Origin of the sequence: Pseudoalteromonas sp. SG45-1 (assembly GCF_014164135.1) — a bacterium.
GTDB classification, from domain to species: Bacteria; Pseudomonadota; Gammaproteobacteria; order Enterobacterales; family Alteromonadaceae; genus Pseudoalteromonas; species Pseudoalteromonas distincta.
Window position 1 is genome coordinate 60,124 of sequence record NZ_JACJEP010000016.1, and the last position, 16,832, is coordinate 76,955.

The 16,832-nt window shown below is 39.1% G+C and carries 16 protein-coding genes; 3 read left to right on the forward strand and 13 right to left on the reverse strand.

The features are described from left to right. Positions 1 to 74 precede the first annotated feature (74 nt). Complete coding sequence (locus H5117_RS13925) at positions 75 to 2,630, reverse strand: M14 family zinc carboxypeptidase (protein ID WP_182738396.1); 2,556 nt, start codon at positions 2,628 to 2,630, stop codon at positions 75 to 77. A gap of 146 nt (positions 2,631 to 2,776) precedes the next feature. On the opposite strand from H5117_RS13925, the gene nfuA reads away from it, so the two are divergent. Continuing rightward, positions 2,777 to 3,352 (forward strand): Fe-S biogenesis protein NfuA, encoded by a 576-nt coding sequence (gene nfuA, locus H5117_RS13930; RefSeq protein ID WP_002959571.1) that lies wholly within the window; start codon positions 2,777 to 2,779, stop codon positions 3,350 to 3,352. Between the two features lie 9 nt (positions 3,353 to 3,361). Further along, positions 3,362 to 3,631 carry a hypothetical protein gene (locus H5117_RS13935; protein WP_002959572.1) on the forward strand — a complete coding sequence of 90 codons (270 nt, stop codon included), beginning with the start codon at positions 3,362 to 3,364 and terminating at the stop codon, positions 3,629 to 3,631. A 9-nt stretch (positions 3,632 to 3,640) separates the two neighbouring features. Here H5117_RS13935 and H5117_RS13940 read toward each other — a convergent pair whose 3' ends face one another. Continuing rightward, a complete protein-coding gene (locus H5117_RS13940; protein WP_138489783.1) occupies positions 3,641 to 4,912 on the reverse strand; it encodes an MATE family efflux transporter in 1,272 nt (423 codons plus the stop codon). A 42-nt stretch (positions 4,913 to 4,954) separates the two neighbouring features. Here H5117_RS13940 and H5117_RS13945 point away from each other — a divergent pair, with 42 nt between their 5' ends. Beyond that, a complete protein-coding gene (locus H5117_RS13945) occupies positions 4,955 to 5,992 on the forward strand; it encodes a polysaccharide deacetylase family protein (protein WP_165724171.1) in 1,038 nt (345 codons plus the stop codon). Here H5117_RS13945 and H5117_RS13950 read toward each other — a convergent pair. From H5117_RS13950 to H5117_RS14000, 11 genes are all read right to left on the reverse strand, one after another. After that, the gene (locus tag H5117_RS13950; protein ID WP_024596107.1) at positions 5,982 to 7,013 is read right to left on the reverse strand and encodes a chemotaxis response regulator protein-glutamate methylesterase; all 1,032 of its coding nucleotides are present in this window, start codon (positions 7,011 to 7,013) and stop codon (positions 5,982 to 5,984) included. The genes H5117_RS13945 and H5117_RS13950 overlap by 11 nt on opposite strands. An 8-nt stretch (positions 7,014 to 7,021) precedes the next feature. Further along, complete coding sequence (cheD, locus tag H5117_RS13955; protein ID WP_039489124.1) at positions 7,022 to 7,639, reverse strand: chemoreceptor glutamine deamidase CheD; 618 nt, start codon at positions 7,637 to 7,639, stop codon at positions 7,022 to 7,024. Continuing rightward, complete coding sequence (locus tag H5117_RS13960; RefSeq protein ID WP_033020851.1) at positions 7,629 to 8,453, reverse strand: protein-glutamate O-methyltransferase CheR; 825 nt, start codon at positions 8,451 to 8,453, stop codon at positions 7,629 to 7,631. The genes cheD and H5117_RS13960 overlap by 11 nt, the downstream gene beginning before the upstream one ends. Before the next feature lie 83 nt (positions 8,454 to 8,536). Further along, positions 8,537 to 10,843, reverse strand: coding sequence for a methyl-accepting chemotaxis protein (locus H5117_RS13965; protein WP_182695874.1), 2,307 nt, complete (start codon positions 10,841 to 10,843; stop codon positions 8,537 to 8,539). Between the two features lie 45 nt (positions 10,844 to 10,888). Further along, complete coding sequence (locus H5117_RS13970; protein WP_182738398.1) at positions 10,889 to 11,374, reverse strand: chemotaxis protein CheW; 486 nt, start codon at positions 11,372 to 11,374, stop codon at positions 10,889 to 10,891. After that, on the reverse strand, positions 11,371 to 13,461 hold the full coding sequence (locus tag H5117_RS13975) for a chemotaxis protein CheA (protein ID WP_182716561.1): 2,091 nt from the start codon (positions 13,459 to 13,461) through the stop codon (positions 11,371 to 11,373). Before H5117_RS13975 ends, H5117_RS13970 begins: the two co-directional genes overlap by 4 nt. A gap of 10 nt (positions 13,462 to 13,471) precedes the next feature. Next, positions 13,472 to 13,834: a response regulator gene (locus tag H5117_RS13980; RefSeq protein ID WP_002959593.1), complete on the reverse strand. Its 363-nt coding sequence runs from the start codon at positions 13,832 to 13,834 to the stop codon at positions 13,472 to 13,474. An 8-nt stretch (positions 13,835 to 13,842) separates the two neighbouring features. Continuing rightward, entirely contained in the window at positions 13,843 to 14,115 is a 273-nt protein-coding gene (locus H5117_RS13985; RefSeq protein ID WP_002959595.1) for an STAS domain-containing protein, read from the reverse strand. 151 nt (positions 14,116 to 14,266) lie between these two features. Next, the gene (locus H5117_RS13990) at positions 14,267 to 14,884 is read right to left on the reverse strand and encodes an SCO family protein (protein WP_024595084.1); all 618 of its coding nucleotides are present in this window, start codon (positions 14,882 to 14,884) and stop codon (positions 14,267 to 14,269) included. Beyond that, complete coding sequence (gene cyoE / locus H5117_RS13995) at positions 14,881 to 15,810, reverse strand: heme o synthase (RefSeq protein ID WP_182716562.1); 930 nt, start codon at positions 15,808 to 15,810, stop codon at positions 14,881 to 14,883. The genes H5117_RS13990 and cyoE overlap by 4 nt, the downstream gene beginning before the upstream one ends. A gap of 12 nt (positions 15,811 to 15,822) precedes the next feature. Next, on the reverse strand, positions 15,823 to 16,812 hold the full coding sequence (locus H5117_RS14000) for a heme A synthase (protein ID WP_182738401.1): 990 nt from the start codon (positions 16,810 to 16,812) through the stop codon (positions 15,823 to 15,825). Positions 16,813 to 16,832: the final 20 nt, after the last annotated feature.

Below are 16,832 nucleotides of genomic sequence, written 5' to 3' on the forward strand. Positions count from 1 at the left end.
TAGCGAATTTTTTGCCTAGCTATCAACGCGTTTTTCCATCCTCAAAATAGATTACTTAATTAAGCGAATTGGTATTATTCGCCATTTGCACGAAACGTATGACCAAAAAATAACGCATTGCTTAGTAGTCGACTAGTCCCATACCAGTAACCCCTAAATACAGGGTCGTCAGTCATACCAATCACAGTGCCTCGTCCATATGAGTGCGCAATTAAGCCAGCACCACCAGCAACTTGATCAACATTAACGGCATCAGTAAAACCTGCCAATAATGGGTTTTTAGTGTAGGTAAGTACATTTACGAATGGCGCATCGGAAACTTCTAGCAACCAAGTACTGTTTTTGAATACGGGCAATGTATTGCGCTTAAGTGAAAATGTAAGCGGATGAGTTAAATCTACATTAGTATTAAAAATAGCACCTGCAATGCGTTGACGTCCTGCTAAATGGTCCTTATCGGCGTAGCTTAAACCTTTTGTTTTAAATGCACTTGCTACATCTTGGCGTGATAGATAGCTTGCTTTAAGTAATTGCTGATCAGCTAAAAATTTAGCACCGCCTTTGTGACCCCAAATAACGCCGCCTTTTCTTACCCAGCTTTTTATAGCCACTTTGTCGGTATCAGATAAGCTATTGTAGTTACCATGAGCAAGTACTATATGGCTGTAATTACTGAGTTCAATAGAGTTTAAACGCTCCATTTCAACAATTGTTGGCGCAACACCTACAAAGCGATCGAGGTAATACCATACTTCCCCAGCTTCGTACTGGCTTACGCCTTTACCACCTACCAATAATACTTTTGGCTCGCTAACAACCGCCATTGTACGAGACCCTAAATCGGCTCCTTTGCTTGTAAGCCCTGAGTTAATAGGCTTGATTGCAATTCCAAACTCGCTTTGTGCTTTATTTAATATTCCAACCCAATCATTATTCGTTTGTAAGCCTGCTGGCACAATAATACTACCAGCATCAAAGCTTACTTCACTTGAGTTTGATTTGGCTGTTAATGGGCTTAGCGCTACACGCGCTTTAATACCTTGCTTTAACAGGCTGTTTAGCATTTTAGGTGCTAGGTAATCATCCCACGAAAAGCCAAACGCATAGCCTTGCTCAAGTGAAGCAAAAGAAGGTTTTACCGCTTTTTGCCACGGTGTACTTGCAACCTCTAAACCCCAACTGCTTTTTACTTTTGCAAAAGGTAAGTTAAACGCATGCGCTAAAGTCCAGCCAGATACGTCATAAAAGGTGTTATCAGCAAAGTTTTTTTGCTCGCTAAAAATAGCTTTTATTAGGCGGTACTGTGGCTGGGCTAAGGGCACAAAGTAGCTATTGGTTGTATAGTTGTTGCCATTTGCCTTGAGTGATTTAGTAAGCGAAAAAGCATCTATTTGATGCTGTTTCAACAACCCTAAAAAATCTTTAATACGAGTGTTGTCATCCGCGCCCTCAATAACATAACCTTCAAAGCTTTCATCACTGGCTAAATCAGTAGCTTGATTATAAAACTTAGCTTGGTAATCAAGTAATGCTTGGCGGTTATCAACAGCGGCTTTAAAGGTAGATAAACTCGTTAATAGTTGATTTTTAATAGTAAAGGGAAAGCTCAAAGGTCCATTTATAGTGTCTTGGATATGCCCGCGAGAACTTGCTTGCTCAAATAAAATGCCTATGCCACCATTTACATCGGGATAGGTTGAACCTTTACCGTAATAGAAGTCGTCAAAGCTTTCTTCAGTAAAGTACAGTGCGTTGTTTTCATCTAACGTTTTTGCGTGATAGTTAGCAATCGCTTTAGTTAACGTCACATTTTCATCCGGTGTTATAGGATGCTTACGACTAGGAATACCTGGCTGAAAAAAGTAACTGCTGTTTGGTCCCATTTCATGAAAATCGGTTAAGACATTTGGTTTCCACTGATGAAATTTAGCAATACGCGCGCGCGATTCAGGGTGTTGTAGTAATAACCAGTCACGATTTAAATCAAACCAGTAATGATTGGTACGACTACTTGGCCAGTTTTCAACATGTTCACGGGTTTTAGGGTCGCTTGATAAGTTCATACCTCGGTTACTGTTGGCCCAGTTAGCAAAACGAGCAAGTCCGTCAGGATTAAGCGAAGGGTCGAGTAAAATAACCGTGTTGTTTAATAGCTCATCTATTTCAGTACCTTGTGCAGCAGCTAAGTAATATGCCACCAGCAAAGATGAGTTACTACCTGATGACTCATTACCATGCACACTATACCCCATCCATACAACGGCAGGCTGCTTTGTAGAATTAGCATCTGATCCATCGTTACTTAAGCGTGCTAAGTGAGCTTGGCGTGTCTGCTCTATGCTTGATAACTTATCAGCTGCTGTAATTGTTAGCATGACAAGGGGGCGTTGTTCATGTGTGCGGCCAATCACTTCAAAATTTATACGGTCGCTTTTATCAGCAAGTATTTCCATATAACGTACGAGCTGATCGTGTCTCACGTGCCACTCTCCTACTTCGTAACCGAGTACTTGCTCAGGAGTAGGAATTGAAGGGTCAAATTTTACATCTTGTTCAAAATAATACGAAAGTGGCTTAGCTACACTTGAAAAGCTAAGCAACACCACCATTAATGTTAATACAAAACGCATATAAATCACTCAAAAAATGTTCGTTGTTTGCACGCTACCATTGCTTAAAATAGATGCCAACTTTTTACGCTCAACACTAGCCGCAACACGATGAGCGGAGTATGATACGCAGTATCCGAGTAATTTAGTCAAGTATAGATGGTTTTATGATTTCTATTTCCGAAACAGCGCAAGCGCATTTTGCTAAACTATTAGCAGATCAATCACAACAAACCAATATTCGTGTGTTTGTTGTAAACCCTGGTTCATCACAAGCGGAATGTGGTGTGTCTTATTGTCCAGAAGACGCTGTAGAAGCGAGCGATATTCGCCTAAACTTTAACGGTTTTGATGCCGTTGTAGATGCAGAAAGTGCTCCATTTTTAGAAGAAGCTGAAATCGATTTTGTTACCGACAAAATGGGTACTCAGTTAACGCTAAAAGCACCAAATGCAAAGGCGCGTAAAATAGGTGACGATGCATCGTTAAACGAACGTGTACAGCACATGCTAGAAACCGAAGTAAATCCACAACTTGCTAACCACGGTGGTCAAGTAAGCCTTGTTGAGATTACAGCTGCAGGTATAGCTATACTTCAGTTTGGTGGTGGTTGTAATGGTTGTTCTATGATCGATGTAACACTAAAAGAAGGCATTGAAAAAGAAATGATAGCTAAGTTTGAAGAAATCACCGGTGTTGCTGATATAACAGAACACGAAGCGGGCGATCACTCTTACTATTAGGCCTTGTAAATGCTAAAGCAGCTTATCTATCGCTTAGGGAGCAATCCTAAGCTGAGCTTAAAGCGCTTTTTTCGCGGCTTAGCACTGTTTGTGCTAGCCGTGATATTCATATCTATTGGGTATTACACCCACTACAGCTTACAAATAATTGGCGTTATAATTTTACTCCCCGCATTATTTTTTGCCGGTTGGGGCTACTGCGGTATTTTTGCCAATCGTTTTTCACAAGTTTTAAAAGATATGGGCCCTAAACACCATGACCCCGATCTCTGGAAATAAACCATTTATTTAATCTAATAGCTGATTATTTATTTTTAAGTGGTGATATTTAATTATTAATGTAACCCCGCGCATTAACATAAAACAGCTCATAGCCAGCCATAACCCGTTATTTTGCAAGTCTATAAACACCCAAAACACACCAAAAAAGCCAACTCCAGCTGAAAGTATCATACTGTTACGCATGTTCTTTGCTCGCGTAAGCCCTACAAAAACACCATCAAACAAAAAGCAACTCATGGCCAAAATTGGTAATACTACTATCCATGGTAAATAATGCGTTGCCTCTTGAATAACCTCTGGCACATTGGTTAAAAGCTTGATTATGGTGTTGCCAAATAATGCAAAAAATAGGCTATATAACACACCAAAAAGCATACCCCAAAATACGCTTATTTTAACCCACAGCTCTATGTTTTTAACACTTCCTTGGCCTTTCGCTTGCCCTACTTTTGCCTCAGAGGCGTAAGCAACGCCATCAAGAGCAAAGCTCACCAACATTAAAAAATTAAGTAAGACAGCATTAGCAGCTAATGTAGTTTCGCCTATACGCGCCGCGTAAAATGTCATAAAACTAAAGCATAATTGCAGTATTAAAGAGCGAATAAATATATCTCTATTCAAACTCAATAATTCAGCCATTTTGCTAATACTCAACCAATTCGGTACATTTAGATCAATGTCTTGTTTTTTAGCTAGTTTAGCCACTAAAAACAGTGCAAATACTAGTGCTGTATAGTCAGCAATAAGTGACGCCCATGCAGCGCCTGCAACTGCCCAATCTAAATAAACAACAAAATAAATATCGAGCACTATATTAACGATATTAGTGACGAGTAATAAATAAAATGGACCTCGACCATAATGCACACCAAGCATCCAACCCAGTAACACTAAATTACATAATGCTGCTGGAGCACTAAAAATACGAATGCTAAAATACTGATAAGCTTGGTTAAGTACGTCGCCATTGGCTGCGGAGAGGTAAGCAATAGCGTGCTTTATTAATGGGGATAACACAATTAATAGCACGGCCACTGCGCTTGCAAGCAATAGGCTTCGTTTAAGTAAAGCGGCAAGTTGGGTTAAATCGTTTTTTCCGTATGCTTGTGCCACGAGTCCCGTGGTGCTCATTCTTAAAAAACCAGCAAGCCAAAATAAAATAGATATAACTGCAGAGCCAAGGGCAATTCCAGCTAAGTAGTGAGCGCTTCCTAAGTGCCCAATTACAGCAGTATCAACAATTCCTAACAACGGCACTGTGATATTTGATAGTATCATCGGACCCGCTAACAACAGCAAGCTTTTATGGTGTGCCTTATTATGTATAAGAAATTGTTTCATTTAGTGTTATTTATCCTCATTAGTGTATCTGTACGGGCTCAAGCAGCCATTATTTTACAGTATCATCATGTTAGTGAAACCCTACCCGCTGTCACGAGCGTTAGCGCCAATACATTTACGGAGCACTTAAGCTATTTAAAAGAGCACAACTTTAACGTTATTCCTCTTAATGAGTTAATTAGCGCGCTTCAACAAGGTGAAACTTTACCTGATAAAACTCTCGCCATCACCTTTGATGATGGCTATAACAATAACTATGAACAAGCCGCACCTATTTTAGAAAAGTTTGGCTACCCGTACACTATCTTTGTAAATCCTAAATTAATAGACGAAGGTATGAGTTACGTAATGGGGTGGGATAAGCTCAAAGAATTATCTAAAAAAGGGGCATTAATAGCCAATCATAGCGGACAACATGATTACTTACACCTTAAGCTTGAAAACGAAACCGATGCACAATGGCAATCACGTATTAAGCAAGATATTCTTAACTCTCAAAAGCGCATAAAAGAAGAAATAGGCCACGACTATAAATACTTAGCATACCCGTATGGTGAGTTTAATAACGAGCTGCAAGCACTCGTGACAGAGCTTGGTTTTGTGGGTATTGGCCAGCACTCAGGCGCTGTAAATAAAGATTCTAATTTTAGCCGCTTGCCGCGTTTTCCTGCATCAGGCTTTTACAGCAAGCTAGAAACCCTTATTACTAAGCTCAACTCACGCGCGTTTAATATCACCAATTTAACTTATCAAGATAGCGTTACACAGCAAAATCCACCCACGCTCACAATGGAATTTAAGATGGGTGATTTTCATAAGAGCCAATTTGCCTGTTATGTATCAAGCGTAGGCCAAGCAGATTTAAAATGGATAACTAAAAATACTGTCGAAATCACCTCACCAAAGGTGCTTAATAAAGGGCGTTCTCGTTTTAATTGCACGGCCCCTTCTATTTCAAGCCCTGGTGATTACTTTTGGTTTTCGCAGCCTTGGGTAATTGAAGCATCTAAACCTTAACGGCCTGATGTAAAAGCCGCTGGGTTATTTTATCCAGCGCAACTATCTCGTCAGCTGCATTTAGCTCAGCAGCTGCTTTAGGCATACCCCATACCACAGACGAATACTCATCTTGAGCCAAGGTATGTGCTCCGTTTTGTTTTAGTGCAAGTAAACCTTTTGCGCCATCACTCCCCATTCCTGTTAGTATGGCTGCAACTACGTTTTTAGCCCCAGTTTCAACTAATGAGTTAAACAACACATCTACCGCAGGTTTATGTCTGTTCACCGGCTCGCCATCATCAAGCTGGCAATACAAGCTAACACCTCGTTTTTTAATACTTAAATGAAACCCACCCGGTGCTATATAAGCCCAGCCTGCGCTAAGCTTATCGCCATGTTCAGCTTCTTTCACATTTATCGTGCATGTACGATTCATTCGCTCAGCAAATGAAGCGCTAAACACAGGAGGAATATGCTGAGTAATTACAATTGGCGGGCAATTTTGTGGCATTTTAATAAGCACTTCTTTTATAGCCTCAGTCCCCCCCGTTGAAGCACCTATCGCTATTACTTTATTAAGTAAAAACTGAGAATGAGTATTAATAGGCTCATTTGTGACGACCGTTTTTTTATAGCTTCTTACTCTTGCTCCAGCAGCTATTCGCACCTTTTGTTGGACAAGTGATGCATATTGGCTCAATTGCTCTCTTACGTTATTAGTAGGCTTAGCTATAAAATCAACAGCCCCTAATTCGAGCGCTTCTAGTGTGATAGGAGAGCCTTTTTGTGTCAGTGTTGAAATCATCACTACTGGCATTGGTCTTAATCGCATTAAGTTTTTTAAAAAACTAATACCATCCATTTTTGGCATTTCTACGTCGAGCGTTAATACATCAGGACTGAGTTTTTTTATCATTTCGCGAGCTTCGTAGGGATCCTCAGCACTCCCCACTACTGTAATGTCTTTAGCTTGTTGTAATATTTCAGTGAGTAAACGCCTAATTAAAGGGGAGTCGTCAATTATTAATACTTTAATCATGCATACTCCTAAAACAGCTCTATATCGGTTACTACTTCTTGCTTTTTAAGGTTTTGTAAGTAACGGACTTCGCGTTTTTCAATCGTATTATTATGTAGGTTTTTAAGTTTTTTCATATGAACTTTACCAGTGTTCGGGTGAAAAAATATTTTTCGCGGCCACGGCCCCCCCATATCATGGGCAACTAGATTTAATGCCTCTTCTTTAATATACGCTGCTGCAAAACTAATATTACCCAGCCCTATATCAGTCATCGCACTAATAATTTTCCCCCCGCCAAAAAGTTTTACTTTTAGGTTACACCGAGACGCGCCATTTTTTAAAACTTCGTTTATAAGATACTCCATAGCCCAATTACCGTACCGACAACTTAAACTATGCGCATTTTTAAGTTCTACTCCCTTTTGAATTGGTAACATAAAGTGATTCATCCCGCCAATACCAAGTACTTCATCGTATACACAAGCCGCAATACACGAACCCAGAACTGTAGAGATCAGTTCATTATTTTTAGAAACATAAAACTCACCCGGAAGTACTTTAGCAACAACGCTACCTCGGCCCGAATCCCAGTATCGTTTAATATGTTCAAAGTTAGGTAATACCGGCCTAAACTCAGCGTGCATTTTGTCCCTTTTGGTACATAGTTTTCCCTAAGTTTTTGAATTGTGAATGCTCTTTACCCATACTTTCTGAGTGACCTAAAAACAAATAACCTTGTTCATTTAATATATTGGCGTAACGCTTAAAAAGCTGATCTTTTGTTTCTTTATCAAAGTAAATAACAACATTACGACATAAAATAAGATCAAATGATCCTTTCATTGGCCAGTCTTGTAATAAGTTTAAACGCTTGAAAGAAATAGACTCTTTTAGTTTATCTCTAACTTTATAATTTTCACCGTCTTTGCTTTTTAAAAACCAACGCTTAAGTTGCACGTCATCTAAGCCATTAACATTCGCTGCGGTGTAAATACCTTTTTGTGCTTTTGCCAATACATTAGAATCTAAATCGGTTGCTAGTATTTTTACATCCCAATTGCTCGGAAATGCGTTATTTAAAGTCATCGCCAAACTGTAAGGCTCTTCCCCTGTGGAGCAACCTGCAGACCAGATTCTTACTCGCTTACTGTTTTTATTTGCCTTTAAAAGAGCAGGTACAAGCTCAGATTTTATAAATTCAAAGTGATGTATTTCACGAAAAAAAGACGTTAAGTTCGTTGTTATTGCATTAATAAAGGCATCAAATTCCTGATCTTTATGGCTATTTAAATACTCTAAGTAAGCTTTAAAATCAGTTAATTTACGCTCCCTAATACGTCTTGCTAAGCGTGAATAAACCATCTCTCGCTTATGATCCCCTAATACAATTCCACATGCGCTGTAAACTAAACTGGCAATTTCCTTAAAGTCGCGGTCGGTACACAAAAACTCTTTCATTGTCCGCTCCCAATTAAACCTAACGCTAACAAGTAGTGCCTCGCTGTAACTATTTATTAGACGAGGCATAAAAAGGCTAAATATTAAAACTCTTCCCACTCATCAGCTGAGTCTACAAAGTTATCGCCCCTTGGCTTATTACTCACAAAACGACTTTGCGGCTTATGAGATAGTTCAGGGGTTCGCATAGTTGATGACATCATTGTCATCTCTTGCTGATCTACTGAGAAAAAGTTAAGTAATCGGCGCATCTCATTAGCTTGCTCAGCCATAGACTCACCAGCAGCAGAGGCTTGCTCTACTAGAGCGGCATTTTGTTGCGTCATTTCGTCCATTTGAGAAATAGCTTTGTTAACTTGCTCAATACCCGCACTTTGTTCTTCAGATGCCTCTGTAATATCAGAAATCATTTGCGTCACTCTTTGCACCGACACAACAATCTCTTTAAGTGTAGCGCCCGACTCATTAACTAATTGAGAGCCATCAGCTACTTTGCCTACACTATCTCGTATTAACTCTTTAATTTCTTTCGCTGCGCCCGCAGAGCGCTGCGCTAAATTACGAACCTCACCTGCAACAACCGCAAAGCCTCGACCTTGCTCACCCGCTCTTGCTGCCTCTACAGCGGCATTAAGCGCTAATAAATTCGTTTGAAACGCGATTTCGTCTATTACACCGATAATATCTGCAATTTTTTTGCTCGACTCATTAATTGCCGACATGCTCGTAACTGCTCTATTAACAACTTCACCACCTTGAATCGCTTTTTCACAGGTTTCTTCTGCCAAGTCGTTTGCTACTTTTGCGTTATCAGCATTTTGACGAACGGTACTGGTCATTTCCTCCATACTTGAAGCTGTTTCTTCAAGTGACGAGGCTTGCTCTTCTGTACGTTGGCTTAAATCAGCATTACCTTGAGAAATTTCTTCTGCACCACTGGCTACTAACGTTGCCGATGAATTTATGCGATTAATCACTTCTGTTAATTTATCTGCCGTAGCATTTGCGTCGCGTTTAAGTTTATCAAATGAACCTTTGTATTCTTTTTCAATACGTTTTGATAAATCACCACTTGCCATCGCATCGAGCATATTGCCAGTGTCGGCAACGGCATCATCAACTATTTTAACTAAGCTATTTAATCCTTGAGCCAAACGTAAAAAGAACCCTTCCTTCCCGTCTTCTGCAACTCTTGTATCTAATTCGCCATTACCTGCAGCACCAATAAGCTCAGCGATTTCTTTTTCAAGCGCAACTTCATTGGTTCTATCTTCCCACTCAACAATGGTGCCTAAATGCTTTCCGTCTTGACTGATCCAAGGTGAAGCAATCAAGGTAAAAGTAACACCTGCTAACAGTAGCTCGGCTTTATAGGGCTTATCTAGGTTTTTTAATAAATCACGTTGATGATTAGGGTGCTTATGAAAATCATCAACACAGGTGCCAATTAAATTATCAACAGAAAAGCTTGGCAATACGGTTTGTAATTCTTTTTCGCGGACTTTTAGCATTTGCTGAACACGGTCGTTCACAAATACTATTTTAAGGTTTTCATCAGCAATCATTACGTTTGCTTGGCAAACTTTAAGCGCATTTGCTAAATCGGCTGCTTTGCGAGATGCCTTTTCAAGCTCTTTTTGTTCAGTAATATCAGATGCATATTTAATCACTTTAAACGGCTTACCGTTCATATCATAAATTGGATTATAAGATGCTTGAATCCAAACCTCCTGACCCTGCTTTCCTATTCTTAAATATTCCCCTGAATCAAATTCACCGCGACCTAGTTTGGCCCAAAATTCTTTATATTCGATACTATTTGCATGTTCGGGATCAATAAAAAGCCTATGGTGCTGGCCTTTAATCTCGCTAAGTTGATAGCCAAGCGCATTTAAAAAGTTAGCATTGGCATCAATAATAGTGCCATCTAAATTAAATTCGATAACCGCTTGAGATTTACTTATAGCACTAATTTGCCCTGAAGCTTCTGCTGTTATTAACTTTTGCTCAGTCACGTCGGTGGCAAACTTAACTACTTTTAATACTTGCCCTTGCTCATCAACAATTGGGTTATAAGTTGCTTGGATCCATACCTCAGTTCCACCTTTAGCATTACGCTTAAACTCATCTGAGATAAACTCGCCATTACGCAGGCGTTGCCAAAAGTTTTTATAATCGTTGCCCTGAGCTTCATCTGGGTCAACAAACATCGAGTGATGCTGACCTTGAACCTCCTCAAGACGATAGCCCATCGCGTTTAGAAAATTCATATTTGCAGTAATTATTTTTCCGTTAGGTTCAAATTCAATCACCGCTAATGATTTATTCAATGCGTCTACAATTAAATCATTACTTGATTTTGACTGCTTTGGATTACTAAACCATCCCATGCTCATCACCACCTTTAAGTTTATTATTCATTTAGTTTCTATTTGCTAAATATTCATTGTTTTTTGCAGGTCAATTAGCGCTACCATTTTTTCACCAACATTCACCAACCCAGCTACATATTCACAATTACTCGATTCAGACAAACTAGGAACCGCTTTCGCATCTTGCTCCGCAATACTGTAAACATCAGAGACGGCATCAACAGCAACACCTATAATTTTACTACCTAGTTCAAATTCTATTTTGACAACGATAACCACCGTTAATGGTCCATAGTCGACACTTGGTAATCCAAAGCGCAACCGTAAATCAATAATTGGCACTATTGTTCCGCGTAAATTAATAACGCCTTTTACAAATTCAGGTGCATTGGGCAGTACTGTAATTTCTTCCCAACTGCGAATTTCTTGTACTGTTAAAATATCAACGCCATATTCTTCATCAGCCATAATAAAAGTTAAAAACTGTTTTACACCTTGCTGTTGCTGAAGACTTAATTGGTTACTTAACTGGCTTTGATCTGAGCTCATAACGCCTCCAAAGTGGCTTGCGTTTCAATAGTTAGTTCTTGGCTACCTGGCTTTTTTAAGCCTGAGAGCTTTATTAAGCCGCTAATGTCCACAATCAGCGATACACGCCCATCTCCTAAAATGGTAGCACCCGATACGCCATCCACTTTATGGTAGTTTGCCTCTAAACTTTTAATAACAACCTGCTGTTGAGACAGTAAATCATCAACTAATAAACCCACCTTTTGGTTATCTGTTTCTACAACAACAAGCAGCGTTTTATCGAGTGATTCAATAGCATTTTTATGATTAAAAATATCGTAGAGTCTTAATATAGGAATGTATTCGTCTCGAAGCCTCAATACATCAAGGCTTTTACCCACTCGACTCACTTTTGCAATATCAATTTGCAGTGACTCCACAATAGAAATGAGCGGAATAATATAAGTATGCTGAGCCACCTTAACTAATTGCCCATCTAAAATAGCGAGAGTAAGGGGTAATCTAATAGTAAACGTAGAACCAACACCGGGCGCTGAGGTTACTTCCACTGAGCCATTTAATGATTGGATATTTCGCTTAACAACATCCATCCCAACTCCACGACCAGATAAGTCACTTACCTCATCCATTGTCGAAAAGCCGGGCATAAAAATAAGCTCATTTATTTCATCGTCACTGAGATGGTTATCAGCTGAGATTAATTCGTTAGCGATGGCTTTTTCTTTTATTTTTTTTGTATTTAACCCTTGCCCATCATCCATTATTTCAATAACGATGTTTCCACCCTGATGAAATGCATTTAAGGTTACTGTGCCAACGGGATCTTTACCTGCCGCCAGTCTTTGCTCAACAGTCTCTAACCCATGATCAAGTGAGTTTCTTACTAAATGCACCATAGGGTCAGATATTTTTTCCATTACTGTTTTATCAAGCTCGGTTTGCTCTCCAATCAGCTTTAGCTCAACCTGCTTATTTAGCTTTTGCGCTATATCTCGCACTAATCGAGGAAAACGACTAAATACAAAATTAATTGGGAGCATACGAATACGCATCACATTTTCTTGTAAATCACGCGTATTATGTGCAAGTTGTGCTAAGCCTTCTTGTAGTAAAGTGATTGTGGCTGGTGTGATTTCTTGTTCGCTGAGTTGATTTAGCATGGCTTGTGTAATAACAAGTTCACCTACCATATTTATTAACGAATCAACTTTATCAATGCCAACACGTATAGAGGTAGATTCTGGTGCACTTGTAGGTTTTTTATCTTTATTAGCAACGGGTTGCTGTGGCTTACTTGGTAACTCAGCTACTTTTATTGAATCGGGTTCTTCAAGCTCAACAGCTTTAGGTATCTCATCTTGATTAGGTTGTATTGGCTCATCATTGCCAAATAAGCCGCCACATAATTCAACTTTTATATCGGCATCGTCTTCAACCCATTCAAACACTTCTTTTATGGCTTTTTCATCATGGCTAGTGCTTAAAAAAAAGCGCCAATGTAAAAAACATTCATCACTACTTAAATCGGTGATTTCTGGAACTTCATCGTAAAATACTGTGGTTTCTAACTCACCTAGCTCTTCAAGCTCACTGATCATATACAGTGGCTCGTTTCCTGTTTTAAATAAATGATGATGAGGTTTAAAGTCTATTTGATAGGTATTACTACTTGTTTGCTCTTCACAGCTTTGAGGTTTATTCTCATGTGTTTCATTTTTCATTCCAAGTACATGTTCAAATTGTACTTTTAACAAATCTGCTTCGGTTAAATCTGGCTCTTGTTCACCTTGAAGTGCAGCAAGTAAAGCGCGTAAGCAATCCACAGCTTTGAGTAATAAATTAACATGCTCGGTACTAAGCTCTCGTTCACCTTGGCGAATTTGATCTAGTAATGTTTCAAGTACATGAGTAAAGTCAGCAACGGAGCTAAAACCAAATGTCCCACTGCCTCCTTTTATTGAGTGAGCAGCTCTAAAAATAGTGTTGATAGTTTCTAAATCTTCCTCACCTGGCACTAAGTTTAATAGCTCAGCCTCCATGGTATCTAGGCCTTCAAAACTCTCTTCAAAGAAAACTTCAAAAAATTGACTTAAATCTATACTCACACTGCGCTCCTTAGCGAATAACTTTTTTAATTACCGCTAGTAGCTGATCGGGATTAAATGGTTTAACAATCCAGCCTGTTGCCCCAGCAGCTTTACCTTCTACTTTTTTTTCTAAACCCGACTCAGTTGTAAGCATCAGTAATGGTGTAAATTTATAACTAGGCAAAGTACGCAGCTCTCGTATTAATGTAATTCCATCCATTATTGGCATGTTTACATCTGAGATCACGGCATCAAAGTCTTGCTGCTTTGCAATAGCGAGAGCTTCACTGCCATCTTTAGCTTCGGTTACATCAAACCCTGCGGTTTTTAATGTAAAGCTCACCATTTGACGCATCGATGCTGAGTCATCAACCGCTAAAATTCTTTTCATATATACCCCTAACTTTTACTTTCGGTTGTTAAGTATTGGCTTAAGCCAAGTTTATTGATTGTATGTGTTAAGGCCTCGCTACTGCCTACCCAAATGATTTTGTGCTGTATGGTAAGTAGGTGTTTTTGTAAGGCGCATAAAAGTTGAATTGAGGCAGTATCAGCAGAAATCACATCGTTAATATCAAGACAGATATCATCGTTGCTATTGAGTTCGTGCAATAAATCTTGATGTAGTGTTTCAACTTGCGTAATAGCAAGTTCGCTTGGAAGTTTTAGCATTTAGTAGGTGCATTCCCTGTCAATTCAATTCATAACAAAAGCTTAGCCCTAGTTATTAAAATTGCCATAAAATGCTTAATTAAATTTAAATCGTCGTTAAAAAACAAAAAAAGGAGCCTAAAGCTCCTTTCAAATTGGTAAAAAGTAAAAACTAGTTTTTGTAGTAATCGGCTATTTTTTTAAACTCTTTCGTTAAAGTCGTCGCATTAATTAATGGCACACTACCTTGTTTGAATTCTGGTTTAAAAATAGCTCTAACCGCTCCATTTTGATCAACCATAGCGACCGAAGCACTATGATCAACTGCATATTCTGATTCACTACTATCGCTAATGGCGTAAATTAAACCAAGCTCTCTAACAACAGGAAAAAGGTGTTTATGCTCCCCTGATACAGCTAAAAAGTCAGGATTAAAGTAATCTATATATTGCTTTCGTTTAGCTGGTGTATCGCGTTTTGGATCAACCGATAAAAACCAAATTTGCAGCGGATAATCTGCTTGTAAGTTTTTATAAACAGCATTTAACTTAGCAAGTGTTAATGGACAAATATCTGGGCAGCTTGTGTAGCCTAAAAATACTAAATTCCACTGTCCTAAAAATTGTTGCTTAGTCACTAATTCGCCGCGCTGATCGTTTAGCGTAAAATCAGACAATGGCTTTGCATTTTCGTAAACTAATGCATCTACATCTGGTGGACTATTTTCATTTGAACATGCTGATAAAAACAAAACTAAAACAACAATTAATCCAAGCCATAACTGCTTCATAAAGTGAGCCATTTATCTATAAATAAGATTACAAAGAGTACCATTAAATGAATAATCGAAAAACGAAATAAGTCCATTGCAGTCTCATCATTTCCAGCAATTTTTAATTTGACGGCTTTATATATAAACACTGCATTTAATACACACGCACCTATTAAATATATTAATCCAGACATACCAATTAAATAAGGTAATACGCAAACTACAGCGAGTAAAACAGAGTAGGCAACGACGCACGTTTTACAAAAGTCGATTCCATGGGTTACTGGTAACATAGGAATTTTAGCGCGTTCATAATCACTTTTTCGCGCTATAGCCAGCGCCCAAAAGTGTGGCGGAGTCCAGGTAAATATTATCATTACAAGTAACCAAGGGGCTGCTGCCATTTGGTTTGTTTCTGACACCCAACCTAATAATGGAGGCATTGCGCCAGCCAACCCACCTATAACAATATTTTGCGGTGTAGCACGCTTTAAAAATGATGTATAAACAAATGCATAACCTACCAATGCAAATAACGTTAATATAGCGGTTAAGGTATTAGCCCACACCATTAGCATAATAAAACCCGCAACCCCAATAACAGCTGCAAAACTAAGCGCATGTGTTTTACTTAAACGCCCTTTAGCCACAGGACGATGACGAGTCCTTGCCATTTTTGAGTCTATCTCACTATCAACCACATGATTAATAACCGCTGCAGCAGCAGAAAGTAGCCCTATACCTAACAAGCTAATAAACTGTACAGCCATACCGCGCCCTACATCAGGAGCCAGCGCTAAACCAACCCAAGCTGTTAGTACCAGCATGGCTACCACTTTAAATTTACTAATTGCTAAGTAGTCTTGCAGCAAATTATGAGTACGCGAAATTAGCGATTGAGTATTAACGGGTAGCAGTATTTTTTTATCAATTATAAGTGCCATTATATTTCCCCTTTATGTGCGTGATTTTAGGTAATAACACAACCTAACCATGCTTAATAATAGTATGGCAGCCATCAAGTTATGCGCCAGTGCAACTCCCAACGGAATATGCCAATGTACTAAAATAAGCCCTAAGCTAATTTGGCAAAGCAGGGTAAGCAATACGCTCACCACGCAATTTTTAATTTTTTTAGAGTACGCTTGGCTGTATATTTTCCACATAATTAGCGCCAGAACGATGCAAGTAACCAGTGCCCAAATGCGGTGTAATAAATGAATAGACATACGCGCTTGCTGCGATAACACACCAAATTCATAATTACTGTGCTCAAGTGGTAATTGAAATACGCTACTCAATGAAAACGGTTGTGCGTAATTACACAATGGCAAACCACTACAATGCGGAGCGGCGTAATTTGCAGCCAGCCAACCACCAAGTGCAATTTGGATAATCAATACACTGAGCGCTACTAAACTCAAACCAAAATAGCGTTTTGCGCCGCTATCACCACCCATAATAGGTTTTGCGGTTAGCCGTAAATATAAAAGCGTTATAAGTGACAAAATACTAAAGCCACCTAATAAGTGGCCCATTACAATAAGCGGCTGAAGGTTCATGGTTACTGTCCACATACCAAGGGCAGCCTGAAACACCACTAGTAGAAGTAAAGCCAAAGACAATTTAACTGGCGTAGTTGGATATTGGCGCTTTAAAAAAGCCAACACAAATAAACCTAAAATAAGTAAACCTAAAGCACCTGCAAAGTAGCGATGAATCATTTCTTTCCACGCTTTTGCGGTTTCGAACATCATATCGGGGTAGCTTTGAGCTGCTAAGGCTATGTCAGCCTCATGCTTAGGTACCGTTAAAAAGCCATAACAACCAGGCCAATCGGGGCACCCTAATCCTGCATCACTTAAGCGGGTGTACGCACCTAAAGCAACTACAATCAAAGCGAGTAATCCTGTTATTAATACTAAGTTTTTATAATTTTTATACATCAGATACTCCAACTTAAGCT